The organism is Patulibacter minatonensis DSM 18081, from assembly GCF_000519325.1.
Lineage (GTDB): Bacteria > Actinomycetota > Thermoleophilia > Solirubrobacterales > Solirubrobacteraceae > Patulibacter > Patulibacter minatonensis.
The window spans coordinates 3,361,861-3,386,117 of record NZ_KI912613.1 but is presented as its reverse complement, the minus strand read 5'-3'; the positions used below and the strand labels follow the sequence as shown (position 1 = coordinate 3,386,117).

23 protein-coding genes, 1 tRNA gene and 1 pseudogene are annotated in these 24,257 nt (G+C 70.7%); 10 read left to right on the top strand and 15 right to left on the bottom strand.

Going from position 1 to position 24,257, the window contains the following annotated elements:
- Window positions 1-283 precede the first annotated feature (283 nt).
- A complete protein-coding gene (locus PATMI_RS0115640; protein ID WP_026911560.1) occupies window positions 284-1,660 on the top strand; it encodes a tyrosine-type recombinase/integrase in 1,377 nt (458 codons plus the stop codon).
- Here PATMI_RS0115640 and PATMI_RS0115635 read toward each other — a convergent pair.
- Window positions 1,657-1,881 carry a helix-turn-helix domain-containing protein gene (locus PATMI_RS0115635; protein WP_084269993.1) on the bottom strand — a complete coding sequence of 75 codons (225 nt, stop codon included), beginning with the start codon at window positions 1,879-1,881 and terminating at the stop codon, window positions 1,657-1,659. The two genes, PATMI_RS0115640 and PATMI_RS0115635, sit on opposite strands and share 4 nt — an antisense overlap.
- A 172-nt stretch (window positions 1,882-2,053) precedes the next feature.
- Window positions 2,054-2,293 carry an AbrB/MazE/SpoVT family DNA-binding domain-containing protein gene (locus PATMI_RS0115630; RefSeq protein ID WP_026911558.1) on the bottom strand — a complete coding sequence of 80 codons (240 nt, stop codon included), beginning with the start codon at window positions 2,291-2,293 and terminating at the stop codon, window positions 2,054-2,056.
- A gap of 151 nt (window positions 2,294-2,444) precedes the next feature.
- Here PATMI_RS0115630 and PATMI_RS0115625 point away from each other — a divergent pair, with 151 nt between their 5' ends.
- Both PATMI_RS0115625 and PATMI_RS0115620 read left to right on the top strand, forming a co-directional pair.
- Window positions 2,445-2,738 carry an AbrB/MazE/SpoVT family DNA-binding domain-containing protein gene (locus PATMI_RS0115625; protein ID WP_026911557.1) on the top strand — a complete coding sequence of 98 codons (294 nt, stop codon included), beginning with the start codon at window positions 2,445-2,447 and terminating at the stop codon, window positions 2,736-2,738.
- Complete coding sequence (locus PATMI_RS0115620) at window positions 2,735-3,043, top strand: hypothetical protein (protein ID WP_026911556.1); 309 nt, start codon at window positions 2,735-2,737, stop codon at window positions 3,041-3,043. The genes PATMI_RS0115625 and PATMI_RS0115620 overlap by 4 nt, the downstream gene beginning before the upstream one ends.
- A 100-nt stretch (window positions 3,044-3,143) precedes the next feature.
- On the opposite strand, the gene PATMI_RS36785 is transcribed toward PATMI_RS0115620, so the two are convergent.
- The 3 genes from PATMI_RS36785 to PATMI_RS0115600 all read right to left on the bottom strand — a co-directional run bounded on the left by PATMI_RS36785 (window position 3,144) and on the right by PATMI_RS0115600 (window position 7,079).
- Window positions 3,144-5,375, bottom strand: a complete 2,232-nt coding sequence (locus PATMI_RS36785) for a DEAD/DEAH box helicase (RefSeq protein WP_157260795.1) — start codon at window positions 5,373-5,375, stop codon at window positions 3,144-3,146.
- Between the two features lie 2 nt (window positions 5,376-5,377).
- Window positions 5,378-6,316, bottom strand: coding sequence for a HamA C-terminal domain-containing protein (locus PATMI_RS34770; RefSeq protein WP_084269992.1), 939 nt, complete (start codon window positions 6,314-6,316; stop codon window positions 5,378-5,380).
- Between the two features lie 690 nt (window positions 6,317-7,006).
- Window positions 7,007-7,079, bottom strand: a tRNA-Gly gene (locus tag PATMI_RS0115600).
- Between the two features lie 146 nt (window positions 7,080-7,225).
- Here PATMI_RS0115600 and PATMI_RS34765 point away from each other — a divergent pair.
- From PATMI_RS34765 to PATMI_RS30625, 3 genes are read left to right on the top strand one after another with little or no spacing between them, the layout of a single operon-like run.
- On the top strand, window positions 7,226-7,807 hold the full coding sequence (locus PATMI_RS34765) for a peroxiredoxin family protein (protein WP_084269991.1): 582 nt from the start codon (window positions 7,226-7,228) through the stop codon (window positions 7,805-7,807).
- Window positions 7,804-8,418, top strand: a complete 615-nt coding sequence (locus PATMI_RS34760; protein WP_051471766.1) for a cytochrome c-type biogenesis protein — start codon at window positions 7,804-7,806, stop codon at window positions 8,416-8,418. The genes PATMI_RS34765 and PATMI_RS34760 overlap by 4 nt, the downstream gene beginning before the upstream one ends.
- 2 nt (window positions 8,419-8,420) lie before the next feature.
- Window positions 8,421-9,179 (top strand): cytochrome c biogenesis CcdA family protein, encoded by a 759-nt coding sequence (locus PATMI_RS30625; RefSeq protein WP_051471764.1) that lies wholly within the window; start codon window positions 8,421-8,423, stop codon window positions 9,177-9,179.
- A 70-nt stretch (window positions 9,180-9,249) separates the two neighbouring features.
- Here PATMI_RS30625 and PATMI_RS0115580 read toward each other — a convergent pair whose 3' ends face one another.
- Together PATMI_RS0115580 and PATMI_RS0115575 are read right to left on the bottom strand one after the other, a co-directional pair.
- Window positions 9,250-10,995 carry an arginine--tRNA ligase gene (locus tag PATMI_RS0115580; protein ID WP_026911553.1) on the bottom strand — a complete coding sequence of 582 codons (1,746 nt, stop codon included), beginning with the start codon at window positions 10,993-10,995 and terminating at the stop codon, window positions 9,250-9,252.
- 35 nt (window positions 10,996-11,030) lie between these two features.
- Window positions 11,031-11,447, bottom strand: a complete 417-nt coding sequence (locus tag PATMI_RS0115575) for a 23S rRNA (pseudouridine(1915)-N(3))-methyltransferase RlmH (RefSeq protein ID WP_026911552.1) — start codon at window positions 11,445-11,447, stop codon at window positions 11,031-11,033.
- Between the two features lie 194 nt (window positions 11,448-11,641).
- On the opposite strand from PATMI_RS0115575, the gene PATMI_RS0115570 reads away from it, so the two are divergent.
- Genes PATMI_RS0115570 through PATMI_RS34755 form a run of 3 tightly spaced genes read left to right on the top strand, consistent with a single transcriptional unit; the run spans window position 11,642 to window position 14,368 of the window.
- Window positions 11,642-12,373 carry a metallophosphoesterase family protein gene (locus PATMI_RS0115570; RefSeq protein WP_026911551.1) on the top strand — a complete coding sequence of 244 codons (732 nt, stop codon included), beginning with the start codon at window positions 11,642-11,644 and terminating at the stop codon, window positions 12,371-12,373.
- Between the two features lie 22 nt (window positions 12,374-12,395).
- The gene (locus tag PATMI_RS0115565; protein WP_026911550.1) at window positions 12,396-13,049 is read left to right on the top strand and encodes a hypothetical protein; all 654 of its coding nucleotides are present in this window, start codon (window positions 12,396-12,398) and stop codon (window positions 13,047-13,049) included.
- The gene (locus tag PATMI_RS34755) at window positions 13,046-14,368 is read left to right on the top strand and encodes a protein kinase domain-containing protein (RefSeq protein WP_051471762.1); all 1,323 of its coding nucleotides are present in this window, start codon (window positions 13,046-13,048) and stop codon (window positions 14,366-14,368) included. Before PATMI_RS0115565 ends, PATMI_RS34755 begins: the two co-directional genes overlap by 4 nt.
- Here PATMI_RS34755 and tgt read toward each other — a convergent pair whose 3' ends face one another.
- Together tgt and PATMI_RS0115550 are read right to left on the bottom strand one after the other, a co-directional pair.
- Window positions 14,369-15,640: a tRNA guanosine(34) transglycosylase Tgt gene (gene tgt, locus PATMI_RS0115555; RefSeq protein ID WP_026911549.1), complete on the bottom strand. Its 1,272-nt coding sequence runs from the start codon at window positions 15,638-15,640 to the stop codon at window positions 14,369-14,371.
- Window positions 15,641-15,704: 64 nt separating this feature from the next.
- The gene (locus tag PATMI_RS0115550) at window positions 15,705-16,190 is read right to left on the bottom strand and encodes a MarR family winged helix-turn-helix transcriptional regulator (RefSeq protein WP_026911548.1); all 486 of its coding nucleotides are present in this window, start codon (window positions 16,188-16,190) and stop codon (window positions 15,705-15,707) included.
- 58 nt (window positions 16,191-16,248) lie between these two features.
- Here PATMI_RS0115550 and wrbA point away from each other — a divergent pair, with 58 nt between their 5' ends.
- Window positions 16,249-16,869, top strand: a complete 621-nt coding sequence (gene wrbA, locus PATMI_RS0115545; RefSeq protein WP_026911547.1) for an NAD(P)H:quinone oxidoreductase — start codon at window positions 16,249-16,251, stop codon at window positions 16,867-16,869.
- A 121-nt stretch (window positions 16,870-16,990) separates the two neighbouring features.
- Here the strand turns inward: wrbA and PATMI_RS38790 are convergent, their stop codons facing one another.
- The 6 genes and pseudogenes from PATMI_RS38790 to uvrC all read right to left on the bottom strand — a co-directional run bounded on the left by PATMI_RS38790 (window position 16,991) and on the right by uvrC (window position 24,195).
- The gene (locus PATMI_RS38790; RefSeq protein WP_051471761.1) at window positions 16,991-17,575 is read right to left on the bottom strand and encodes an alkaline phosphatase family protein; all 585 of its coding nucleotides are present in this window, start codon (window positions 17,573-17,575) and stop codon (window positions 16,991-16,993) included.
- Window positions 17,576-17,696: 121 nt separating this feature from the next.
- Window positions 17,697-18,632 (bottom strand): annotated as a pseudogene (locus tag PATMI_RS38785) (2,3-bisphosphoglycerate-independent phosphoglycerate mutase); the annotation flags it as partial.
- Window positions 18,629-19,387: a triose-phosphate isomerase gene (gene tpiA / locus PATMI_RS0115535; protein WP_026911546.1), complete on the bottom strand. Its 759-nt coding sequence runs from the start codon at window positions 19,385-19,387 to the stop codon at window positions 18,629-18,631. The pseudogene PATMI_RS38785 and the gene tpiA, both read right to left, overlap by 4 nt.
- Window positions 19,388-19,464: 77 nt before the next feature.
- A complete protein-coding gene (locus tag PATMI_RS0115530; RefSeq protein WP_036725970.1) occupies window positions 19,465-20,712 on the bottom strand; it encodes a phosphoglycerate kinase in 1,248 nt (415 codons plus the stop codon).
- Window positions 20,713-20,802: 90 nt separating this feature from the next.
- Window positions 20,803-21,801, bottom strand: coding sequence for a type I glyceraldehyde-3-phosphate dehydrogenase (gene gap, locus PATMI_RS0115525; protein ID WP_026911544.1), 999 nt, complete (start codon window positions 21,799-21,801; stop codon window positions 20,803-20,805).
- A gap of 294 nt (window positions 21,802-22,095) precedes the next feature.
- Entirely contained in the window at window positions 22,096-24,195 is a 2,100-nt protein-coding gene (gene uvrC, locus PATMI_RS35990; protein WP_084269989.1) for an excinuclease ABC subunit UvrC, read from the bottom strand.
- Between the last annotated feature and the right edge of the window lie 62 nt (window positions 24,196-24,257).

The following is a 24,257-nucleotide window of genomic DNA, read 5'->3' as shown; positions in this document are numbered from 1 at the left end:
CGCTCACGCGGGGCGCCTCTGAGGAGCGGCAGACGAGATTCGAACTCGCGACCCTCAGCTTGGGAACCGGACTATCGGAGTCCGAAACGACTAGGAGACTGGGGTTCTTTACAGCGAAGATGCCAGTTTTCTAGACGTCTTCGCGGCGTCTGGTACCCGGAGTGGTACCCGCAGCCGTTTCGCTGGTACCCAGGAATTTGACGGGCCGTCGGGCCGCACTCCGAAGGTCCAGATCCGAGCCCCCGCGCAGCCCGCCGTCCCATTACTTCCCCGCCCCGCCGAGATGCCCAGTTCGAGCACCACGACCGCGCCGACCGCCCCCGCGCCGGCCGTCGTCGTCCGGGTCGCAAAGGACGGCACGCCGTTCTTCGAGGCGAAGTGGCGGAGCGAGGGCCGGCAGGTGAAACGCCGACTCGGTCCGGCCTGGATCGAACGCGATAGGGACGGCAGCTGGCACAAGCGCCGCGGACGCACGCCGGACGGCTGGCTCGACGAGCGCACGGCCTACCTCGCGGCCCTCGCGCAGGTCACGGAGGTCGAGGACCAGGCGGCCGCCCGCAGGGCGCGCGAGGCGATCGACGCGACGCTGACGGTCCGGCGCCTGGCCGGCGAGTGGCTCACCCACCTGAGGACAGTTGAGGGCGCAAAGCCCTCGACGCTCGCGAACCAACGCTCGATGCTTGCCGAGCCCGGGACGAAGCACCGGCGCGGCCAGGGGACCTGCGAGGGCCGCCTGATGCGCGCCTTCGGCGACCGACCGGTGCAGGACGTGACGCCGCGCGAAGTCGCCCGATGGCTGTCGGCGCTCGACGCGGCGGGGCTCTCCGGGCGCAACGTCAACCGCCACCGCCAGACGCTGCACGCGATCTTCGCCTACGCGATGCGGGCCGACACCTACGAGCTCGAGAAGAACCCGGTGGCCGCCACGTCGCGCCGCCGCGAGCCGCCGGCGGCCCGTCTGGACTTCTACGAGTACGAGGAGGTCGAGGCCCTCGCGCGCGCCTGCGAGCAGGGGCTGCACCGCGGGATCCGGACCTTCCGCGGCGTCCCGGTCGAGCACCAGGAGGCAGAGCTCGAGGCCCGCCGGGCCGAAGATCAGCGCGACGCGGACTTCTTCCGCCTCCTCTTCTTCTCGGGCCTGCGGCTCTCCGAGGGCCTCGCGCTGCGCTGGGACGACGTCGTGTTCCTCGCCGACATGTCGGGCGCGATCCTCACGGTCAGCCGCAACGTGTCGGCCGGCGAGGAGACGAGCACAAAATCACGACGCGCCCGCGAGGTCCCGGTCCCCCGCCCCGCCACGAGGGCCCTGGCCCGGGTCGGCGCCCGCGAGGACTTCATGGGCCCGGACGACTACGTCTTCGTCAACCGCCTGGGCCGCCGCCTCGACGGCTCGGCCATGCGCTCCCGCTACAAGCGCGCCCGCGACGCCGCAGGCCTCCGCGATGTGAAGCTCCACGGCCTGCGCCACGCGGCCGGCTCGGTCATGGCCCGCTCGATGCCGCTGGTCTCGGTCCGCGACATCCTCGGCCACGCGAAGATCGAGACGACGAACCGCTACCTGCACTCGAAGATCGACGCCGCCGCGGTCGCGGCGGTCAACGCGGCCTTCGGCGAGCTCCCGGCGCCCGACCACGTCAGGCCGCCGGCCGGCGACGACTAACCGCGGGACCCGCGCACGCACCGCTCGATGTCAGCCCGGACGAACCGCAGCGTCCGCCCAAGCCGCGCCGACGGCAACACCCCGCGCCGCGCCAGCTCGTAGACGGTCGACTTCGGCAGCCTGAGCAGCTCGCCGACCTCGGCGGCGGTCAGCACGTCCTCGCGGGTGAGCGACCTCCGCCGCAGGACCGGCGCCCCCTCTCCCCCGCGGTTCGTTCGCATGGAGCAGTCCTACCGTCGTCAGGTGCGTGGCGGAAGTGGGCACTTGCGCCCACCACGGCATGACAGGGCGGCGGCGACGGAGTGGTCGCTTGTGCTCACCACGAGCGTGGCGCGCTCGAGAGGTGGTCACAAGTGACTACCCGACTCCTCGAGTCACGGAGGGGCCCAGCGCCTACTCGTCGCGATCGTGACCCGCGAGTTCGCGAAGCGCGTGACCGCGCTCCTCGACGATGCGCCGACCGACGTCCCCGATGCGTTCCCGAACCTGGTCACTGAGAAGGACGCGCAGCTCACCGTTCCCGAGGTCCTCGATGAGGACCGACACCCCCGGCTCGAAGCCACCTGCCTCGAGAGCCCGCGGGAGCGAGATGACGTTGCTGTTGCCGACGCGGCGGACCTTGACGAGGTTCACGGGGCCAATATATCCATGTATATACAGCAACGCACACGGTCGAAGAGGGAAATCGCTGCTTCCCCGCGGCACCGGCCTAGACTCGCATTCCTGGAGCCATTAAGCCGCATTGCTGCTTTACAGCGTTGCCGTACCCGCCTATCCTCGATGAATGGCTTCCACCTTCGTCACCGTGCAGAGCCGCGGAACTCTCGCGCTGCCGGCCGACGTCCGCCGCCGGTATCACCTCGACGAGCCGGGGGCCCAGGTCGAGGTCATCGAACGGGACGGCGTGATCGAGCTCCGCCCCCACCTCCCGGTCGCCGCGGATCAGCAGTGGTTCTGGACCGAGCGCTGGCAGACCCGCGAGCGGGAGGTCGACGCCCACGTCGCTGCCGGCGAGGTCACGACGCACGACTCTGCGGACGACTTCGCTGCGCACCTCGACACCCTCGCGGACGAGTGAAGTTCCAGACCACCCCGGCGTTCGACCGCGACTACAAGCGGCTCTCAAAGCAGCACCAGGCGAAGTTCCGCAAGCTCGTCCCCCGCTTCAACGCTGCGGCCGAGCGCGCTGCCGCCGGCGAAACGGCTCCATGGCCGAACGGCATGCGGGTCAAACCGGTGAAAGGCGCAGAGGGCGTCTGGGAAGTCACTTGGAGCATGGACGACCCAGACGGGCGTGCGACCTGGGAGTGGGTAACCATCGGCGACACTCAAGGAATTCGGTGGCGCCGCATTGGCGATCACGACGTCTTTGCGTCTCCGTAGTCTGCCCAGCGAGGCTCAACTTGGAGCCGAAAGCATCTGGGCATATTGCGTGGACCTCGACGCCACGGTGGTCTCTACTTCTATCGTCGACGCCTACTCTCTAGATGTTCATGGTTGTCTGACCGCCGCCGAGACCACCAATTGCCTCGTCCAGGATTTCGCGCTCGAACGGGGTCAGGGACAACGCGCCGGTCTCGAGCCCCCGAAGGACGCCGTACGAGGCATCTGCGGTCTGTGCCCCGCGCAGCTGCGGACTGATCTTCGCAATAAGTTGCGGAGGAATTCCGAGCTCGTCTAGGGCCGCAACTGCCACTCCCATATAGAGGTTTTCGATGGTGGAGGCGTAGCCGCGGTAATCCGCCGCAGGTATACCGTGCTCCTGAAGCACCGGTCGAAGCACGCTCTCCACCGCTCGGAGACGCGAAGGAATCCGGTATCCACAGATGTCACGCATGAACCGGTTCACGTCTCGAATCGTCGCCCCGAAATCCGGTTCCTTACGCTTCTTTGTGGCCGCATAAGCGCGTTGGTCCGCGAACACCGCGGCATAGAACCCTCGCCCGGGACCGAACTGCTGCAGCTGCTTCAGACGGAGCCGCAGCTGGCCGACACTGGATATGAACGGCTTGATCGCGAAGAAGTCCTCTGTGGGCGCGGAAGAAAAGCTGTCCCAGAGCAGGTTCGTGATGGCCGTCAATTGAGACGTGTTGGGTGTGGCGGTAGTCCACGCGAACTCGCGGAGCTGACCGTCGTTCAACTCGCGAACGCGCCGGGCCAACGCCAGCTGTTGCGGTAGCGGCACGCCAATGTTGGTTCGCACCGTCTCGATGCTGAGCTGCGCCGCGTCCAGCTCCTCGCGAATCAGTGCCTGCCGTTCGTCATCGGACACCGGATCCTCGCGGAGAACCTCGACGACCAACTCATCCGGCGTATCAGGCCCCTGCGACACGACCGGAACGTCAATGATCCTCCCACTATCCGCTGGCGGCACTCCGAAGTGGTACACGCGTCCGACGAAGTAGCGACCCATCCGTCCTGCCCTGCCGGCGATGTTCGCGAACGCGAACGAGTCGAACTCCCCGGTCCCCAGTTTTTGGTCGACTACTACGACATTTTTTGCGGCAGTGTTTACCCCCTGGAGGAGAGTCGAGGTACACACAAGGCAGCTGAGTCTTCCGTCGTTGAACGCTCTCACCATAAAGCGGGCTATCCCTCGCGACAGTGCGCCGTGGTGAAGGCCGACCCCCGCCGCCAACGCGTCAGCAACGACCCATCCGCCACCGTAGTTCTCCCTGATCCAAGCGACCGCATCGTCAACAGACTGGTCCAGACGTTCAGGCCGAGAACGAGAGGCCACCACGGCACGGGCAACGGTCTCGCTCCTAGCTGGGCCACTGGCGTACACGAGAGTCGGATCACTCAGAGATTCGACTAGTTCGGCAGCGCGCGCAGGTCGCTTACGCTCCCCTGGATCATCTAGCCGGTTGAGCTCGAGATGAACCGTCGGAGACTCCGACCGGACGAACGAGCGTCTCAGACGAGGAGAGACATCAGGCGCCAAGCCCGAGATTGACGGGCCCAGCATTACGACCTGAGCGTCCGTCGCAGCGACCCGCGAGTACAACGCGTTCAGCGTCGTGCTGCGCTCATCGTGAGCATTTTCAAGTCGCCTCCGGCGAGCATCGTCGAGAGTATAAAATTCATCGATTACAACTAGGTCAAAGACGCAATTAGGCAACATCTCCAGAGCACGTTCCGGTGTCAGAATCATCAGATTTCTGTCCGCAGGCACCTGATCCGGATGAGTTACTATTTTGTAGTGTTCCCCGCAATTTGCAAGCGATCGTCTGGTTTCATCTAGCAACGCCAGGGTTGGGACGGCGACCAAGATATTCGCGTGCTTATTTGTTCGGATCAGCTGGTGCGCAATCGCTGTCTTCCCGAAGCTCGTTGGCGCGCTGAGCGCGAGGTCGTGACCAGCGTCGGCGTACAAGAATGCAGTCGCTTGGTCTCGGTGCATCACCAGCTTTCGACCACCGATGTGCGACGCCGCGGTGTGCGCTTCGATCGCGATCTGGTCGAAGACGTCGGACGGATCTGCCTGGCTCAGGTAAGGAAAAAGGCCAGCCTCCCGCAGGAGCGCGGCGAATATGGGGCGGTCACGTACATCCCCACCGTCTTCGAGCAATCGAGCGACAACCTCGGTGAAGCCGACCGGGGGTGCAGACTCTAGAGGCGTGGCCCTCGCCAGAGCCGACAACGCGGATTCCAAGAGCGCGCCGGAATCAGCGGGACTCTCTCGCAACGCATTGGCTACCTCGACGAGATCCATGATCAGGATGTCCCGAGCATCAGGCCTTGGAGGCGCGAATGGAACAGGCGTGCGACGTCCTGTTTATCGAGGAGCGGGACCGTCAGGAGGACCACCGAGACGCGTCCTAGGATCCCGGCAAGCTCGTCATCTTCACCGGCGAGCTCTTGGAGCTCTACTCGGAACGTGTTGGCGCAGGCATCGACTTCCAGCGAAAGGACATCGGGGTACGTCGCGTCTTGAGGCCCAGGTGCCTTCAAAGCTGCGCTGTCATAGGTGACCAGCACGGGCACAACGATGCGGTCCGCGATAGCGCTCAGACTCACATCCCGGTGCAGCAGGCCAGCTAGTCGCTGACTGTGCGGCCAACTCGGATCGTGCAGCCTGACAATCGCATCGAACTCGCTCCTAAGCTTCGTCGAAACGAGCGAGGCCGCGACGCTCTTCGCGGCGGCCTTCCAACCCGACTTCGAGTCGCCGTAGAACTTCGCCTCGCCGAGCCAGAGGAACAATTCGTCTCCCCCGTCTGGCGACGGCTCGAGCGTCACATGGACGGCGTCGGCCCCCTTTACGGTGTCCCCCAGTCCTGTTTTCCAGTAGATCTTCGCGATCGCTGGCTCAGTGGCAAAGAAGGACTCCAGCAACGCGTGCAAGAGAAGCTCACCGAACTCTCCCCTACGTTTGTAGTTCGGAGATGAGAAGACGAGTTCAGCGGCCCTGTAGATGGAGCCTTGCCAATCTGCATCGGAACTAAGCCGCAGCTCGTCGTATCGCAGCGCGAACTTCAGGAGAAATCCCCCAGCGAACCGGAGTAGGACGTTCTTGCGCCACAGCCCGCTCTCGTGGCCCACGCAGAACCCGTAAATCGGAGTGTCGGGGTGGGCAAGGCTGACCCGTACCGCTATTGCAGCTATGTCGGGACCGGGAACCCTCACCACACGTCCTCGTTCGTTGCGTGCCACGAATTACCTCCCTCCTTCGTCCAGCTTCCCCTCGTTCTGGCCATACGTTGCCCGCTGAACTCACTCTGCTTCCGCCTAACAGGCGACAGAACATTGCAGCTGCTAGCTCGCGGAGTGGCCAGACGGTTCCCGCTGTTCACCAGACTCGGCCCGCGTGGGTGTCGCTTCCGCACGTCCCGCATGGCCGCGAGACTCGTAAGGCGCGATGCGTCGGCGTGCGAGAGCCGTCGAGAGCAAAGGTCGCTTCTAGGAAGCCCAGACACCGTTCGTAGTTCGCTGGGGCGCCTGTCCTTAAAGCTCGGCGGGGTGGATACTGTGTGCGCGGATCGACGAAGTCGATTTCGCGCGGAGGAAGCCTCGGTGATCTCCGTCTAGGAGATCGACGTGGCCGACGACCATGCCTGAACCCGTGTAACGGGTCGCCGGTCGACTTCCCCTCCGTCCTCTGCCTCTCCGGCTCCGCCGACCGCAACCTGGCGCCGAGACTCGCCGGCCGGCCGATGACCCTGGGACCTGTCGTCCAACGACCGAAGTCTTCGTACCCGGAGTCGAGTCCGGACGAGAATCCGCGCGCGAACTGCCCGTCAGACTCCCGAAGTGGTACCCGCAAGTGGTACCCGCGCCCCTCTAGCCCACCCGCGAAAACACCCGAAACGACGAAACCCCCGTCCTGGACGGGGGTCTCTGAGGAGCGGCAGACGAGATTCGAACTCGCGACCCTCAGCTTGGGAAGCTGATGCTCTACCAACTGAGCTACTGCCGCGCGCTCCGGGGACGATACCGCTCCCGGGTCGGTCACGGGGCGCCGCTCGTGGACCGGCGGGACGCGTCCTCCGGGCCGTGCGGGTCGGCGGACGGGCCGTGGCGTGCACGACCCCGTCGCGCGCGAGGGCGTACCGTTCGGGGTCGATGCGTCGTTCTGCCGTGCCCGCGCTGCTCGGGATCCTCGCCGTCGCCCTGGTGGCGGTCCTCGCGTTCGCGCTCACGCGGTCGCCCGACGACCAGAAGAACAAGCAACGGCTCGACGCGCAGGTCGAGAGTGGGATCCCGGTCCGGGCACCGGGCGCGGACCTCGCGCTTCAGCCGCTCGCCGGGGGCGCCAAGAAGACGCTCGGGCAGTTCCGCGGCAAGGTCGTCGTCCTGAACTTCTGGGGCTCGTGGTGCACGCCGTGCAAGGACGAGGCCCCACTGCTCGAGCGGTACCACAAGAAGCTCGAGGCGGCGGGGGTCGGGACGGTCCTCGGCGTCACGCACGTCGACGCACCCGACGACAGCCGGGCGTTCGAGAAGCGCCACGGCCTGACCTACCCGAGCCTCCAGGACCCGGACCAGAAGATGTCGCAGACCTACGGGGCGTCGCTGATGCCGGAGACGTTCGTGATCGACACCCAGGGCCGCATCCACGCGATCGCGCGGACCGAGGTCGACCAGAAGTTCATGGACGCCGCCCTCGAGCGGGCCGGCGTCCCGGCGAAGGTGCTGTCCCGATGAGCGACCACGAGCGGGGCACCGCGTCGACGCAGGCACCGGCCGAGACCGCGTCGTCGACGTCGGCGACCAGCGAGCACGCGACCCCCGGCGCCGCCCCGGGCCCGGCCCGCCCGTCGTGGTGGGCCGGGATCGTCACGATCCTCGCGCTGCTCCTGATGCTCCTCTCGATGGTCTCCCCCGTCGACGCGGCCACGCCGCGCACGACGCTGGAAGAGGTCGAGGCGGAGCTCATGTGCGTCACGTGCAAGACGCCGCTGAACCAGAGCGACGCCCGTCAGGCCGACCGCGAGCGCGCGATGATCGAGCGCCTGATCGCCGGCGGCGCCACGAAGCAGCAGGCGATCGACGGCATGGTCGCCGCGTACGGCGACGAGGTCCTCATCGACCCGCCCGAGAGCGGCCTGAAGATCGCCCGCATCGCGCTGCCCGCCGGCGCCGCGCTGTTCGGCGCCGGGCTCCTGATCGTCCTGGTCCGCCGATGGCGTCGCTCGCCCGACCGCGGCGACGGCGACGTCCCGGCCTCCGGCACGCCCGACCTCGAGTCGTCCTCCCCCGACATCACCGACGAGGACCGTCGGCGCCTCGACGCCGAGCTGGAGCGCTACGCCTGAGCATGGTCGTCCTCGCCGAGGCCAACCCGACGGTCTTCGCGGCGTTCGCCGCCGGCCTGCTGTCGTTCGCGTCACCGTGCGTGCTGCCGCTGGTCCCCGGCTACCTGTCGGTGCTCACCGGCGGGGAGAGCGTCCGCGTCAAGGAGGACCGCCGCACCGGCGCCATCCTGGGCCCCGCGGCGATCTTCTGCATGAGCTTCATTCTCGTGTTCGTCGTCCTGGGGCTGTTCGCCCAGGGCCTCGGCGCGCCGCTGCGCGGTAGCCGCAACACGCTGGACGTCGTCGCCGGCGTGCTGCTCATCTCGATGGGCGTGATCTTCCTCGCCAGCCCGTTCATCCCGCTGCTGAACCGGTCCTTCCGGCCCGAGTCGCTGATGCGCAAGGCCGGCGCGGGTGGTCCGATGATCGCCGGCATGGCCTTCGCCGTCGCGTGGACGCCGTGCGCGGGGCCGATCCTGGGCGCGATCCTCGCCGCCGCAGCGACCCAGAGCGGCGTGGGCGGCGGGGCGTTCCTGCTGCTCGCCTACGGCCTCGGGCTCGCGGTCCCGTTCATGGGCGCCGCCCTGGCGCTCGAGCGCGTGACGAACGCCGCCCGCATCGTCCGCAACCACTACACGGTCATCACGGCCGTCGGCGGCGTCCTCCTGATCATCATCGGCTGGCTCGTCGCCAACCACGAGATGACGCGCCTGGTCAACCCGGCCCGTGACGCGCTGAACGCCGTCGGGCTGGACGGCATCGTCCGCGCGCTCGAGCGCTGAGGGCCCGACCACCCCGCCACGGGCGATGCTGCGTTCTCGTCGCCCTGCGACGCGAACGCAGAACCGGGGCTCAGGCCGCGTCGACCTCGGCGTGCTCGCGGTCCATCCGCTCCGGGGCGTCGACGCCGAGGATCCCCAGCGCCGACGCGAGGACCGCGACCGTCGCGCTGCAGACGTCGAGGCGGCGGGCGCGGACGTCGGCCGGCAGGCCCTCGGCGAGGACCTCGCAGTCGCGGTAGAAGGCCGCGAAGCCGCGGGCCAGGGACAGCGCGTAGGTGGCGATGCGGTGCGGGGCGCGGCGGGCCGCGGCCTCGGCGACCTCGTCGGGCCAGGCGAGGACCGCGAGGACGAGCTCCCGCTCGCTGGCGTTGACGGAGCCGTCGTCGGGTTCGCGGGCGGTCGTCTCCCCCGCGTCGGCGCGCACGAGGATCGAGCGGATGCGGGCGTGCGCGTACTGCACGTAGTAGACGGGGTTCTCGGGCGCCTGCTCGCGGGCGTCGACGAGGTCGAGGTCGATCGTCGTGTCGTGCGAGCGGGCCAGCAGGTACCAGCGGGCGGCGTCGACCCCGATGTCCGCCACGAGGTCGTCCAGCGCGACGAACTCGCCGGCGCGCTTGCTCATTTTCGCGCGCTCCCCCGCCTCGAAGAGGTTCACGAACTGCGTGATCAGGAGCTCGATGCGGTCGCGGTCGCCGCCGAGGGCCTCGAACGCCGCCTCGATGCGCGCGACGTAGCCGTGGTGGTCGGCGCCGAGGACGTCGATCACGCGGTCGTAGCCGCGGACGCGCTTGTCGTGGTGGTAGGCGACGTCGGACGCGAAGTACGTCGGGCGGCCGTCGGCGCGGACCAGCACGCGGTCCTTGTCGTCGCCGAGCTCCGTCGTGCTCAGGAACAGCGCGCCGTCCCGCTCGTACGTGCGGCCCTGCTCCGCGAGGACCGCGAACGCCTCGTCGACCTCGCTCGGGCCGGTGGCGTCGGCCGGACCGTCGGCGCCGGCCGTCGCGTCCGGTGCCCCGGGGCCCGACGGGTGGGTCGGGTTGCCGTCGCCGCGCGGCGCGTGCAGCGAGCGCTCGGAGAACCACTGGTCGAACGTGGTGCGGAACGCCTCGAGCGACGCCTTCTGCGCGGCGACCATCAGCGCGATGCCCTCGGTGGCGACCTCGCCGACCGGGCGCGTGGCGGCCTCGGGGATGCGCGAGGCGACCTCGGTCACGTAGTCGCCCTGGTAGCCGCCCTCGGGCGGCTCCTCGCCGCGTGCGCGCGCCTGCAGCGACGCGCCGAACAGCTCGACCTGGTTGCCGTGGTCGTTGACGTAGTACTCGCGGTGGACGCGGTGCCCGTGGAACGTCAGGAGGTTCGCGAGCGCGGAGCCGAACGCCGCGCCGCGGGCGCCACCGATGTGGACCGGGCCGGTCGGGTTGTTCGACACGAACTCCAGGTGGATCGCCTCGGCTGCGTCGCCGGCCCCGGCGGTGCCGTAGGCGTCGCCGGCCTCGAGGACCTGGGCGAGCGCGCGCGCCAGCCAGGCGTCCGACAGGCGGAGGTTCAGGAAGCCCGGCCCGGCGACGTCGATCGCCTGCAGGTCGTCGCCCAGGTACTCGGTGAGGGCGACCGACAGGCGCTCGGCGATCATCGGCGGCGCGGCGCCCACGAGCTTCGGCAGGAGCATCGCGGCGTTCGTGGCGTAGTCGCCGTGGGCGGCCTGCTTCGGGCGCTCGAGGGTCGGCGCGGACTTCGGGCGCTCACCCCCCGTGACGTTCAGCACGGCGTCGTCGAGGACGGTGCGTAGGCGCTGCAGCGGGGAAGGCGACGTCACCCACCCCAGGTTACGGACCCGCGCCCGCTCCGGGCCTAGTGGTGGTAGGGCTCGCCCCGGAGGATCCGGTGGGCGCGGTAGAGCTGCTCGAGGACGATCACGCGCGCCAGCTGGTGCGGCAGCGTGATCGGACCGAACGACACACGCTCGTCGGCGCGCTCGAGGTCCAGCCCGTCGGCGCCGCCGAGGACGAAGCAGAGGTCCCGACCGCTCTGGCGCCGCTCCTCGAGCCACGTGGCCTGGGCGACGCTGTCCCGCGCGGGGGCGTCGATGGCCAGGAGGACGCAGTGGGCGCGCTCCGGGACGCGCCGGGCGACCTGCTCGGCGTCGGCATCGTCCCGGAGCTCGACCTGGTCGAGCTTCACGTACGGCCGCAGCAGCTTCTCGTAGTGGGCCAGGTCGTCGGCGTACGGTGCACGCGTGCGGCCGACGGCCACGACGGTCACCCGCACGGGGCCGTCCTCACCCGCGGAAGACGGGGGCACCCGGGGGTGAAGTACCCTTCGCCGTCGACGAACGGACACCGTCCGTTCGACGCTCCACGACCCGGACGCGCCCCGTCGCGTCCCGTCCAGCGGTCAGGAGCGGTCGCCGGCCTCCCGCCGCCGCACCGTCCCTGGTTCCGCACCGACGCCATCGCCCGAGTATGCACGTCGCCGTCATCTCCGACATCCACGGCAATCGCCACGCGCTCGACGCCGTCCTCGCGGACGCGGACGACCGCGGCTGCGACGAGGTCTGGTGCCTCGGCGACGTCGTGGGCTACGGCGCCGACCCCAACGGGTGCTGCTCCACCGTCCGCGGCTTCGCGTCGGTCTGCCTCGCCGGCAACCACGACCTCGCCGCGATCGGGTCGATGTCGATCGAGTCGTTCAGCCCCGACGCCGCCGTCTCGACGCGCTGGACCGGCGAGGCCCTGACGCCCGAGCACCGCGCGTGGCTGGGGTCGCTGCGCCCCGACGGCCTCGCCCAGTCGTTCGTCCTGGCGCACGGCAGCCCGCTGCACCCCGTGTGGGAGTACGTGCTGACCGCCGAGCAGGCAGAGAGCTCGCTCGACGCGTTCGAGGAGCAGGTCGCGCTGATCGGCCACAGCCACATCGCGCTGTCGTTCGCCCGCGACGGTCGCCGCGCCGTCGTCCCCCAGCGCCGCGCCGACGGCGAGGAGGCCCAGATCGGCGCGCAGCGGTGGCTCCTGAACCCCGGCAGCGTCGGCCAGCCGCGTGACGAGGACCCCCGCGCCGCCTGGATGGAGCTGCACCCCTACGACGGCCGGGTCGTCTGGCACCGGGTGCGCTACGACGTCGACGGCGCCGCGCAGGCGATCCGCGACGCCGGCCTGCCCACGTCACTGGCCGACCGCCTGAGCGTCGGCCGGTAGCCTTCCCTCGATCCCCACGCCGATGCGTCCCCGTCGTTCCGCCACCCTCGTGCTGTCGTGTGCCGCCGTCGCCCTGGCGGGCTGCGGCGGCTCCAGCCTGCTCGACGGCGACAGCGCGTCCGAGCTCCAGAGCAGCCTGAGCCGGGTCCGCACCGCGATCGACGACGGCCAGTGCGCGAAGGCCCGGACCGCCGCGAAGGCCGGCGCCGCCAAGGTCGCCGAGCTGCCGTCGAGCGTCGACGCCGAGCTCAAGGACAACCTGAGTCGCGGCTTCGCGGACCTCTCGTCCCGCGTCACCACCGACTGCGAGACGACGACGTCCACGCGGGAGACCCCGACGACGACCACGACGCCGCCGTCCGACACGACGACGTCGACCCAGGACACGACGCCCACGGAGCCGGACCCGTCGACGGACCCGACTCCGCTGGACCCGCCGGACAGCGACACGCAGCCGCTGGACCCGACAACGACCGGCGGGACGGACCCGACGCTGCCGGACGACGGAGACGACGGCTCGGGCGGGGTCACCCCGGGCGTCGACGGTCCGGGTGCGGGGGCGACCCAGCGCTCGGCCCCCCAGGGCAAGGGGAACGGCCTCGACAAGCTCGAGAAGCGCCTGAAGGACGCCCGCAAGCGGGCCGAGAAGTACTTCCGCGGGCAGGGTGGCGGGTGAGCATCGACCTGCTCTCGGGCCGCTACGAGCTCGGCGACCGACTCGGCAGCGGTGGCATGTCCACCGTCCGCCTCGCGTTCGATCGCCGGCTGGAGCGCCACGTCGCCGTCAAGCTGCTGGCCGAGCACCTCGCCGACGACCGGCAGTTCGTCTCGCGGTTCCGTCGCGAGGCCCTGTCGGCCGCCCGGCTGGTCCACAACAACATCGTCCAGGTCTTCGACTTCGGCTTCGACGACGACTCGGGCCGGTACTTCATCGTCATGGAGGCCGTGCGCGGCCAGTCCGGCGCGGAGCTCCTGCACGAGCGCGGGTACCTCTCGGTGCCGGAGACGATCTCGATCGTCGGCCAGGCCGCCCGCGGACTGGACTACGCGCACCGCAACGGCGTCATCCACCGCGACGTCAAGCCGGGCAACATCCTGCTGGCCGAGGACGGCACGGTGAAGATCGCCGACTTCGGCATCGCGAAGGCGATGGCGGAGGAGTCCTCGATCACCCAGATCGGCTCCGTCGTCGGCACCGCCAGCTACCTGGCCCCCGAGCAGGCCACCGGCGGCGACGTCGGCCCGGCCGCCGACATCTACGCGCTGGGGGTCGTCACGTACCAGATGCTCGCCGCGCGCCTACCGTACGAGGCCGACTCGCTGGCCGCGCTCGCGCTGAAGCAGCAGCGCGAGGCCCCGCCGCTGCTCGACCAGCTGAACGCCGAGGTCCCACCGGAGATCGGCCTCGTCGTCGACCGCGCGCTGAGCCTCGAGCCCGAGATGCGGTACTCGAGCGCCGAGAGCTACGCCGGCGCCCTCGACGACGGCGTTGCCGGCGTCGGCCCGTCGACGGACGAGGACCGCACCCGCGTCTCCGCGGCCACCGGCCCGTTCACCGGCGCGACAGCGATCGTCCCGCGCGGCGACATCGACGACATCGAGCGGGACTTCGACCCGGGCGACGACGAGGAGGCCGACCGCACGATGATGCAGCCGGTCGCCGGGCGTCGCGCGCAGGTCACGCAGGACCGCCCGGCGGTGCCGGCGCGGACGGTGCGCGAGCCCCGCCGTGCGCAGCCGACCGGTCGCGTCGCGCAGCCCGGCGGCTGGGTGCAGGACCAGCCGGCGCAGAAGGTCCGGAAGTCCGGGGGCGGCTGCCTCGGCCGCCTGGCACGCACGCTCGTGATCCTGCTGATCCTCGCCGCGATCGTCGGCGGCGGCATCTACTACGTGCTGCAGCAGGAGGTCGCCCCGCGCCTGCGCGAGATCAACGGCGACACCCCGGGCAAGGTCGTCGACGGGCTGGGCAAGCTCATCGACGACAACACGAAGTAGTCAGGGCAGCAGACCGCCCCGGAGCGCCGCGGCCTCGTCGGGCAGGCGCCCGTCGATGATCGCCTGCCGCAGGCGTTGCATGACGCGCGAGACGAACGCGAGGTTGTGCTCGGTCACCAGGCGCATCCCGAGGAGCTCGCGGGTGTGCATGAGGAAGCGGATGTAGCCGCGGCTGAACCCGTGCGCGCAGGCGGGGCACGGGCAGCCCTCGCAGATCGGCTCGTCGCTGTCCTTCCAACGCGCCTGGGTGAGGTCGACCCGCCAGCGCTTCTCCGGGTCGGGCACCAGCGCCATGCCGTGCCGGCCGATGCGCGTCGGCATCGCGCAGTCGAACGTGTCGATCCCCTGCTCGACGCCGCGGATCAGGTCGTCGATCTCGCCGATCCCGAGCAGGTGACGGGCCTTGTGCTCGTGCGCGCCGCCCAGCGCGGCGGTGGCCCAGCCGACGACCTCGTTCATCTGGTCCTTGTGCTCCCCCAGGGACCCGCCGATCGCGACGCAGTCGACGCGGGAGGAGGCGACGAGCTCGGTGGCCTCGACCCGGAGGTCCCGGTGGACGCCGCCCTGGACGATCCCGTAGACGAGCTGCCAGTCCGGCGCCTGCTGCTCGTGGAACGTGAGGCAGCGCTCGAGCCAGCGGTGGGTCCGCTCGGTCGACCGGGCGGTGTACTCGCGGTCGACGTTGAACGGCGTGCACTCGTCGAAGACGACCGCCAGGTCGGTGCCGAGGTTCGCCTGGACCTCCATCGACCGCTCCGGCGAGAGGAACTGCTTCGAGCCGTCCAGGTGCGAGCGGAACCGCACGCCCTCCTCCTCGATCGCGTCGATCCGCCCGTGCCCGCGGACGCCCTTGCCGCTCGTGCGCCCCTTGATCTCGTCGGCGACGGTGCCGTGCCCCATCGAGAAGACCTGGAAGCCCCCGGAGTCCGTGATGATCGGCCCGTCCCAGCCCATGAAGCGGTGCAGCCCGCCGGCGCGGCGGATCAGGTCGTCGCCGGGCGCCAGCATCAGGTGGAACGTGTTGCCCAGGACGATGTCGAAGCCCAGGGCGCGGATCTCGCTGGGCAGCATCCCGCGGACGCTGGCCTTCGTCGCCAGCGGCACGAAGCCGGGGGTGCGGACGTCGCCGTGCGCGGTGTGGAGGACGCCCGCCCGGGCGCGGAGGTCGCCGTCCTCGGCGCGGGCGACGATCTCGAAGGCCCGGCGCGGCCGCTCGGCCGCCGGGCGGGGCGGGGCGTCGAGCGCGGGCGGGGCGGTACGGGGTTCCGGCATGCCCGGCCATCGTAGGCGGGCGGGCCAGACCGGCGGGGGGCGACGACCGGCCGCCCCACGGTGGTCAGGGCTTCAGCCCGGGCTCCAGGTTGTCGAGGACCTTCGTCCACACGTCGCCGAGGACGGCCTGCTCCTCCGGGGACAGCAGGTCGTGGAAGCGCTTGCGGACCTCGTCGAGGTACTCGCCACGCGCCGCGTCGACGCGCTCGCGCCCCTCCTCCGTGAGGACGGCGAAGTAGCCGCGGGCGTCGGTCGCGCAGCGCTCGCGGACGACCTGGCCGTCGTTCTCGAGGCGGTCGATCAGCCGCGTGAGACCGCTGCGGCTGAGCACCGCGAGCTTCGCGAGGTCCGACAGCCGCATGCGGCCGTCGGGGGCGTCCGAGAGGTGCATCAGCACCTCGTACGTCGAGTGCTGGAGCCCGTGGCGCTCATCCAGGCCCTGCTCGAGGTCGCGCTGGAGCAGGACGTAGGAGCGCAGCATGCCGCGCCACGACGCGAGCTCGCGGGCGTCCAGCAGGCGGGTCTCGGTGTCGGTCTCCGGTGCTGCCATACCAGCATTGTTGCAGGGACAAGTGCATCGCACCACCGGGCCCGGGTAGCGGCTCCGCATGAGCACGAAGATCCTCGTCGCGTACTACTCGTCGACCGGCAACGTCCACCAGCTCGCCGCGGCGGTGGCCGCCGGCGCGGAGTCGACGGGTGCCGAGGTCCGCCTGCGCCGCGCGCCCGAGCTCGCGCCGGACGAGGCGGTCGCCGCCAACCCGGCGTGGAAGGCCCACCTCGAGGCCGTCTCCGACGTCCCGGACGTCACGCCCGACGACTTCGTGTGGTCGGAGGGCTACGCGCTGGGCACCCCCACCCGGTACGGCCTGCCGGCCGCGCAGCTCAAGCAGGTCATCGACGGTCTCGGGCCGCAGTGGCAGAACGGCGACCTCGCGAACAAGGCCGCGACGTCGTTCGTCTCCGCGAGCAACGCCCACGGCGGCAACGAGTCGACCCTGATCGCGCTGAACAACGTCTACTCCCACTGGGGCGCGATCATCGTGCCGTCCGGCTACACGAGCGCGAACCCGTACACGGCCGGCGGCAACCCCTACGGCACGGGCTACGCCAGCGGCGGTGCGACGGACACGCCGCTGCCCGACGAGTACGTCGAGGCCGCGAAGGCGCAGGGCGCCCGCTTGGCGCAGGTCACCCGGCTCATCCAGCCGCTGCGCGAGAAGCCCTAGTCCGCAACCGCAGGGATGGAGGTGCACAGGGACCGAGCAGGTCGCCGCGCGCAGAGCGAGCGCTGTGCATCCGCACGGCCGAGCGCCGCGCGTGGCGAGATGCGACGCGTCCCCGCCTGCCTCACGCTTTCCGGATCATGGATTCGCCGGTCATGGCGGCCGGCTGGTCGATCCCCAGCAGGTCGAGCACCGTCGGCGCGACGTCGGCGAGGATGCCCTCGTCCCGGAGCGTCAGGCCCTCACGGGTGACGACGAACGGCACCGGGTTCAGCGAGTGCGCGGTATTCGGCGACCCGTCGGGCTCCAGCATGTGGTCCGCGTTGCCGTGGTCCGCCGTGACGAGCAGCACGCCACCGGCGTCCATCACCGTCTGCACGACGTCCGCGAGGCACGAGTCGACGAACTCGATCGCGGTGACCGCAGCCGGGATCGAGCCGGTGTGGCCGACCATGTCCGGGTTGGCGAAGTTGATGATCCCGAAGCGCGGGTCGCGCTCGCCCCACAGGCGGATGAAGGCGTCGGCGGCCTCGCGGGCCGACATCTGCGGCTTCTCGTCGTAGGTGGCGACGTCGCGCGGGCTCGGGACGACGTCCCGGTACTCCTGCCGGTGCTCGTCCTCGATGCCGCCGTTGAAGAAGTACGTGACGTGCGGGTACTTCTCGGTCTCGGCGACGTGCACCTGGGCCGCTCCGGAGGCCTCGATCACGTCGGCGAGCGTGATCTCGGGGCAGGCGCGGCGGGAACGCGACCGGGTACGGCCAGTCCGCCTTGTACGTCGTCATGCAGACGTAGTCGGAGGTCGCGACGACGGGATCGCCGGCGGCGTGGCCCTCGACCTCGCCGCGGTCGACCTCGGTGAAGCCGGGCTCGGCGAGCGCGCGGGTGATCTCCCGGACGCGGTCGGGCCGGAAGTTCGTGACGATCACGGCGTCGCCGGGCCGGATCGTGGCCTCGTCGCCGACGCTGGTCGCGGCGACGAACTCGTCGGTCTCGTCGCGGTCGTAGGCGTCCTTCACGGCCTGCACGGCGGTGTCGGCGTGGTGGAACGCGGTGCCGTGGACGAGCAGGTCGTACGCCTGCTGGACCCGGTCCCACCGCTGGTCGCGGTCCATCGCGAAGTAGCGCCCGACGACGGTGCCGATGCGCACGGTCGTCGCGTCGGTCGACGCCTCGGCGGCCCAGTCCTGCACCGTCTGCAGGTAGCCCGCGCCGCCGGTCGGGAGCGTGTCGCGCCCGTCGGTGAAGGCGTGGACGACGAGGTCGGAGACCCCCTGGTCGACCCCCGCGCGGATCAGCGCGTGGAGGTGCTCCATCGACGAGTGCACGCCGCCGTCGGAGACGAGGCCGATCAGGTGGACGCGGCGGCCGGCGCCCGGGTCGGTCGCGGAGGCGGGGTCCGGGGCCGTGCCCTGGGACCCGGCGGCGCCGTCGTCGTCCCCCGAGGGGGCGTCGCCGGTCAGCGCGCGGCGGATCGCCTCGATCTGCCCGATCGAGCCGTCGCGCGCGGCCTCGTCGATCCGCATCAGGTCCTGCTTGACGACCGAGCCGGCGCCGAGGTTCAGGTGGCCGACCTCGGAGTTGCCCATCTGGCCCTCCGGCAGGCCGACCGCGGGCCCGCACGCGATCAGCTGCGCGTGCGGGAACCGCTCCCACAGGCCGTCGAACGTCGGCGTCTTCGCGATCGAGACCGCGTTCCCCGGCCCGTCGGGCGCGAGCCCGAAGCCGTCGAGGATGACGAGCGCGACCGACGGCGCGTCGCTCATGCGCGGGCGCCCTCGATGATCCCGGCGAACGAGTCGGCCTCGAGCGCCGCGCCGCCGACGAGGGCACCGTCGACGTCGGGGAGGGACAGGAGCTCGGCGGCGTTGCCGGGCTTCACGGAGCCGCCGTACTGGATGCGGATGGCCTCGGCGGCCTCCTGCGAGCGCTCGGCGACGAGGGAGCGGACGTACTTGCACGTCTCCTGCGCCTGCTCCGGGGTGGCGACCTTGCCGGTGCCGATCGCCCAGATCGGCTCGTAGGCGATCGTGACCTTCGCGAGGTCCTCGTCCGCGACGTCTGCGAGGCCCTCGACGACCTGCGTGCGCAGCACGGCCTCGGTCTCGTTCCCCTCGCGCTGGGCGTCGCTCTCGCCGCAGCAGAGGATCGGCGTCAGGCCGGCGGCGAGGATCGCCGGGACCTTGGCGCGCAGTGCGGCGTCGGTCTCGTTGAAGTACTGGCGGCGCTCGGAGTGGCCGACGACGACGCCGTGGACCTCGAGCTCGTCGAGCATCGCGAGGGAGATCTCGCCGGTGTAGGCGCCCTTCTCCGCCTCGTGCACGTTCTGCGCGTAGACCTCGATCGAGGAGCCGCGCGTCGAGTCGACGACGGCCTGGATCGCGGTGAACGGGACGCAGACGCCGATCTGGACGTCGTCGACCGCGCCGGCCAGGGGCAGCAGCGCGGTGATGAACTCCTCGGCCTCGGCGACCGTCTTGTGCATCTTCCAGTTGCCGGCGACGAACGGGGTGCGGGACATCGAGGACCTCGGTGGTTTCGTGGGTGCGGTGGCGGTGGTGCTTCGGGCGCGCCGTCCAGAGGACGGTGCGGGTGCGGCTAGGAGCCGCGGAGGACCTCGACGCCCGGGAGCGTCTTGCCCTCGATCAGCTCGAGCGACGCGCCGCCGCCCGTGGAGAGGTGGGTGACCTGGTCGCCCAGGCCGAACTGCTGGAGCGCCGCGGCGCTGTCGCCGCCGCCGACCACGGTGGTGGCCTTCGTCTCGGCGACGGCCTCGGCGACCGTGCGGGTACCGGGCTCGAACGGCGCCAGCTCGAACGCGCCCATCGGGCCGTTCCAGAAGACGGAGCCCGCGGAGAGGATCTCCTCGCGGTACGCCTGCGCGGTCTTCGGGCCGACGTCGAGGCCCATCCAGCCGTCGGGCGTGTCGACGCCGTCGAGGTCCTGCTGCTCGGTGTCGGCGGAGAACTCCTTGCCCAGCGAGAGGTCGCTCGGCAGCAGCAGGCGGCAGCCCTTGGCCTCGGCGTCGCGCAGCGCGCGGGCGGCGGGCTCGACACCCTCCTCCTCGCACAGCGACGAGCCGATGTCGTGGCCCTGGGCCTTGAAGAACGGGAACGCCATGGCGCCACCGATCAGCACCGTGTCGGCGCGGTCGAGGAACGCGTCGATGACGCCGATCTTGTCGGTCACCTTCGCGCCGCCGACGATGGCGACGAGCGGCCGGCCGGGGTTCTCGAGGATGCCCTCGAGGGTCTCGACCTCGCCCTGCAGCAGCAGGCCGGCGGCCGACTGCTCGACGTAGTGGGCGACGCCCTCGGTGGAGGCGTGCGCGCGGTGCGCGGCGCCGAACGCGTCGTTGACGAAGACGCCGTCGGAGAGTGCCGCGAAGGCCTTCGCGAGCTCGGGGTCGTTCTTCGTCTCCCCCGCCTCATAGCGGACGTTCTCGAGCATCAGGACGCGCTTGCCCTGGACGCCGGGCTCGAGCGCCGCGGCCGCGGCGGTGACCTCGTCGCCGACGACGGCCGGGGCGAGGGTGACGGACTCGCCGAGCAGCTGCTGCAGGCGGGCCGCGGCCCGCGCGAGCGACAGCGCCGGGTCGACGCCCTTCGGCCGGCCCAGGTGGGCGGCGAGGACGAGCGCCGCGCCGTCGGCGAGCAGCTTCTCGATCGTCGGGACGGCCGCGCGGATGCGGGTGTCGTCCGTGATGACCTCGTCCGGCGCGTTCGAGTCGGCAGGAGCCGGCCCGCTGAGCGGGACGTTGAAGTCGACCCGCACGAAGACGCGCTTCCCCCGGACGTCGAGACCCTCCAGGGTGCGGATGGGCGTGGTGGCGGCGTCGGGCGTCATGCGGCGGAAGGGCTCGTTCGTCGGGTGTTCGGGGCGGAACGCGCGGCGCCCGCGGTGGTCGCGGGCGCCGGGCTTTCGGTACTCGGTCGGCTAGAGGACGCGGCCGACGAGGTCGACGACGCGGTTGGAGTAGCCCCACTCGTTGTCGTACCAGGAGACGACCTTCACGAGGCGGCCGTCGAGCGCGACGGTCAGCAGCGAGTCGAAGATCGAGCTGTGCGGGTCCGTCGTGATGTCGGAGCTGACGATCGGGTCCTCGGTGTAGGCGAGGATGCCCTTCATCGGACCGTCGGCGGCGGCCTTGACGGCGGCGTTGATCTCCTCGACCGTCGTGTCCTTCGCGGTGCGGATCGTCAGGTCGACGACCGAGCCGGTCGGCACGGGGGCGCGGACGGCGAAGCCGGAGAGCTTGCCGTTGAGCTCGGGCAGGACGAGGCCGACGGCCTTGGCGGCGCCGGTCGAGGCCGGGATCAGGTTCGTCGCGGCGGCGCGGGCACGGCGGAGGTCGCTGTGCGGCGCGTCGAGCAGGCGCTGGTCGCCCGTGTACGCGTGGATCGTCGTCATCAGGCCGTGCTCGATGCCGACCGCGTCGTTGATCGCCTTGGCGAACGGCGCGAGGCAGTTCGTCGTGCACGACGCGTTGGAGATGACGTGGTGCTTCTCCTTGTCGTACTGGTCGTCGTTGACGCCCAGCACGAGCGTGATGTCCTCGTTCTTCGCCGGGGCGGAGATGATGACCTTGGAGACGTCGCCCGTCATGTGGGCCTTGGCCTTCTCCGCGTCCGTGAAGAAGCCGGTCGACTCGATGACGACCTGCGCGCCGACGGACGCCCAGTCGATGTTCCCGGGCTCGCGCTCGGCGAAGATCTTGATCTCCTTGCCGTCGACGACCATGCCGTCGCCGGTCGCCTCGACCGTGCCCGGGTACGGCCCCAGCAGCGAGTCGTACTTGACGAGGTGGGCGAGCGTCTTCGGGTCCGTGAGGTCGTTGACCGCCACGAACTCGATGTCTGCGCCCGATGCCTTGGCGGCGCGGAAGACGTTGCGGCCGATGCGGCCGAAGCCGTTGATGCCGACGCGTACGGTCATGAAGCCGTCCTTCTGGTCCAGTCGAGGGTGCGATGCAGGAAACGACGCAGGTCCCCCGCGGCGACCGTCGCACCGGGAGACCTGGGAAGACGTCTGAGGCTATAGGAGGAAGGCCCTTTCGCGACGCCACGCACCGACGTCCCGGACGGTCGTCGGGGACGGCCGGGCCGGGGCGGGCGCGCCGGGGTCGGGGCGGACCGGTTTCCGGTGTTCACCACGCGCCCGCCGGGACCGGGCGCCCCGAGCGGACGCCCGGCCGCGACGCGGTGGAGCGGGCACGCCGGAGCCGGCGGCTCAGGAGCCGCCGCGGTGGAGCTGCACGTAGATCTCGCGGGCGAGCTTCCCGGGCAGGCCGGGCGTCGCCTCGAGCTCGTCGCGGCTCGCGTTGACGACGGCGTCCGGGGAGCCGAAGTGCTGGATCAGCGCCCTGCGCCGGGCGGGCCCGACACCGGGGAGGTCGTCGAGCACCGACGCCGTGAGCTTCTTGTCGCGGCGTCCGCGGTGGTGGGTGATCGCGAAGCGGTGCGCCTCGTCGCGGGCGCGCTGGAGCATCTGGAGCCCCGGCGTGTCGTGCCCGAGGACCACCGGGACGCTCCTGCCGGGCAGGAAGACCTCCTCGATCCGCTTGGCGAGCGACACGACAGCGACGCCGCGCTCGACGAACGTCTCGAGCGCCCCGATGCCCGCGGACAGCTGCCCCTTGCCGCCGTCGATGACGATCATGTCCGGCAGGGCGGCGAACGACGCGTCGCGGTTCGGCTCGTCGAGCCCCTTCTCCTGCTGCCCCGTCCACTGCGCCATCCGGCGCCGGAGGACCTCGTTCATCGACCGGAAGTCGTCGGGGGTGCCGTCCTCCAGATCGCGGATCACGAAGCGGCGGTAGTGCTCCTTCGCCGGCATCCCGCCCTCGAGCACGACCATCGACGCGACGGTCTCGGTGCCCATGGTGTGCGAGATGTCGTAGCACTCGACCCGCATCGGCAGGCGCTCCAGTCCGAGGGCCTCCTGCAGGTCGCTGAGCGCCCCGGACCGCTGCTCGCGGCTGCGCTCGGCCCGCAGTCGCTCCTGGCCGAGGGCGAGCTCGGCGTTGCGCATCGCCATGTCGAGGATGCGACGCCGGTCGCCGCGCTGCGGGGTCATGACGTCGACCTTCTTGCCCCGGATCTCGGCGAGCGCCGCGGTCAGCGGTGCGTGGTCCTTGACGGCGTCGGGCACGAGCACCGCCGGCGGCACGACGGCGCCGGCGTAGTACCGCAGGAGGAACTGCTCGAGGACCTCGGCGACGACCGCGTCGTCGGCAGCAAGCTGCGCCGTGAACCCGCCGCGCTCGACCGGGTCGAACGGGACGGCCTCCTCGTCGGGGTCGTCGTCGGCCTCGGGCCCCGCGGTCCCCTCCGCGGCCGCGGCGTTCGGGGCCGTGCCGTTCGCGGCGCCGGAGTCCGGGGCCGTGCCGTCGTCCGCCGTCGCGGCCTCCAGGGCCTCGGCCCGTGCGGCGAGGGCCTCCCCGGCCACCCCGGTCAGGTAGAACGACTGCCGGTCGACGAGCGATCCGTCGCGGACCTGGAAGACCTGGGCGTTGGCGTCGTCGCCCTCGACGGTGACGGCGATCGCGTCCAGCGAGCCGATGCTGTCGCTCGTGACCCGCTGGCGCTCGAGCAGCGACCGCACGGACTGCAGGCGGTCGCGCTCGCGGGCCGCGCGCTCGTAGTCCTGCTCGGCCGCGGCCTCCTTCATCCTGGTCTCGATCGCGCCTTCGATCTCGCGGTACCGGCCCGCGAGGAACGTCATCACGCCGTCGATCTGGTCGCGGTACTCGGCCTTGCTGACGTAGTCCACGCAGGGGGCCGTGCAGCGCTCGATGTGGTAATCGAGGCACGGCGAACCGGACCGGCGGCCGGGCTCGAGCCCGCGGCAGGTGCGGTACTGGAACAGCCGGCCGAGGATCTCCAGCGTGTTCCGGACGCGCTTGGCGTTGGAGTACGGCCCGAAGTAGCGGTAGCCGGGGCGGTGCTTCTCGCGCGTCGAGTAGACCCGCGGATACTCCTCGCTGAGCGTGACGCAGATGTAGGGGTACGACTTGTCGTCGCGCAGCCGGATGTTGAACTGCGGCTGGTACTGCTTGATGAACCCGTTCTCGACGAGGAGCGCCTCGGTCTCGCTCGAGACGAGGACGAACTCGATGTCGTCGATGACGTCGACCATCTCGACCGCGCCACGGGTGACGGAGTTGTTGAAGTGGTTGGCGACCCGCTTGCGGATCGAGATCGCCTTGCCGACGTAGATCACGGTGCCGCCGCGGTCCCGGAACAGGTACACGCCCGGGCCGTCCGGGAGGGCCCGGCGCTGGGTCGTGAGCCGCGCCGTGCGGTCCGCGTCCGTGGAGCGAGATGCCATCCGTCCCAGGATACGCCGGGCATGCGGACGACCCCGGTCCGCAGGGGCGTTCCGGACGGTGG

Coding starts and splice junctions, on each gene's coding strand:
- PATMI_RS34765 (WP_084269991.1), top strand. CDS start 7,226: ATGCGTCGTTCTGCCGTGCCCGCGCTGCTCGGGATCCTCGCCGTCGCC.
- PATMI_RS0115550 (WP_026911548.1), bottom strand. CDS start 16,190: ATGGCAGCACCGGAGACCGACACCGAGACCCGCCTGCTGGACGCCCGC.
- tpiA (WP_026911546.1), bottom strand. CDS start 19,387: ATGTCCCGCACCCCGTTCGTCGCCGGCAACTGGAAGATGCACAAGACG.
- PATMI_RS0115530 (WP_036725970.1), bottom strand. CDS start 20,712: ATGACGCCCGACGCCGCCACCACGCCCATCCGCACCCTGGAGGGTCTC.
- PATMI_RS30625 (WP_051471764.1), top strand. CDS start 8,421: ATGGTCGTCCTCGCCGAGGCCAACCCGACGGTCTTCGCGGCGTTCGCC.
- wrbA (WP_026911547.1), top strand. CDS start 16,249: ATGAGCACGAAGATCCTCGTCGCGTACTACTCGTCGACCGGCAACGTC.
- PATMI_RS36785 (WP_157260795.1), bottom strand. CDS start 5,375: ATGGATCTCGTCGAGGTAGCCAATGCGTTGCGAGAGAGTCCCGCTGAT.
- PATMI_RS0115640 (WP_026911560.1), top strand. CDS start 284: ATGCCCAGTTCGAGCACCACGACCGCGCCGACCGCCCCCGCGCCGGCC.
- gap (WP_026911544.1), bottom strand. CDS start 21,801: ATGACCGTACGCGTCGGCATCAACGGCTTCGGCCGCATCGGCCGCAAC.
- uvrC (WP_084269989.1), bottom strand. CDS start 24,195: ATGGCATCTCGCTCCACGGACGCGGACCGCACGGCGCGGCTCACGACC.
- PATMI_RS0115625 (WP_026911557.1), top strand. CDS start 2,445: ATGGCTTCCACCTTCGTCACCGTGCAGAGCCGCGGAACTCTCGCGCTG.
- tgt (WP_026911549.1), bottom strand. CDS start 15,640: ATGCCGGAACCCCGTACCGCCCCGCCCGCGCTCGACGCCCCGCCCCGC.
- PATMI_RS34760 (WP_051471766.1), top strand. CDS start 7,804: ATGAGCGACCACGAGCGGGGCACCGCGTCGACGCAGGCACCGGCCGAG.
- PATMI_RS0115570 (WP_026911551.1), top strand. CDS start 11,642: ATGCACGTCGCCGTCATCTCCGACATCCACGGCAATCGCCACGCGCTC.
- PATMI_RS0115565 (WP_026911550.1), top strand. CDS start 12,396: ATGCGTCCCCGTCGTTCCGCCACCCTCGTGCTGTCGTGTGCCGCCGTC.
- PATMI_RS0115635 (WP_084269993.1), bottom strand. CDS start 1,881: ATGCGAACGAACCGCGGGGGAGAGGGGGCGCCGGTCCTGCGGCGGAGG.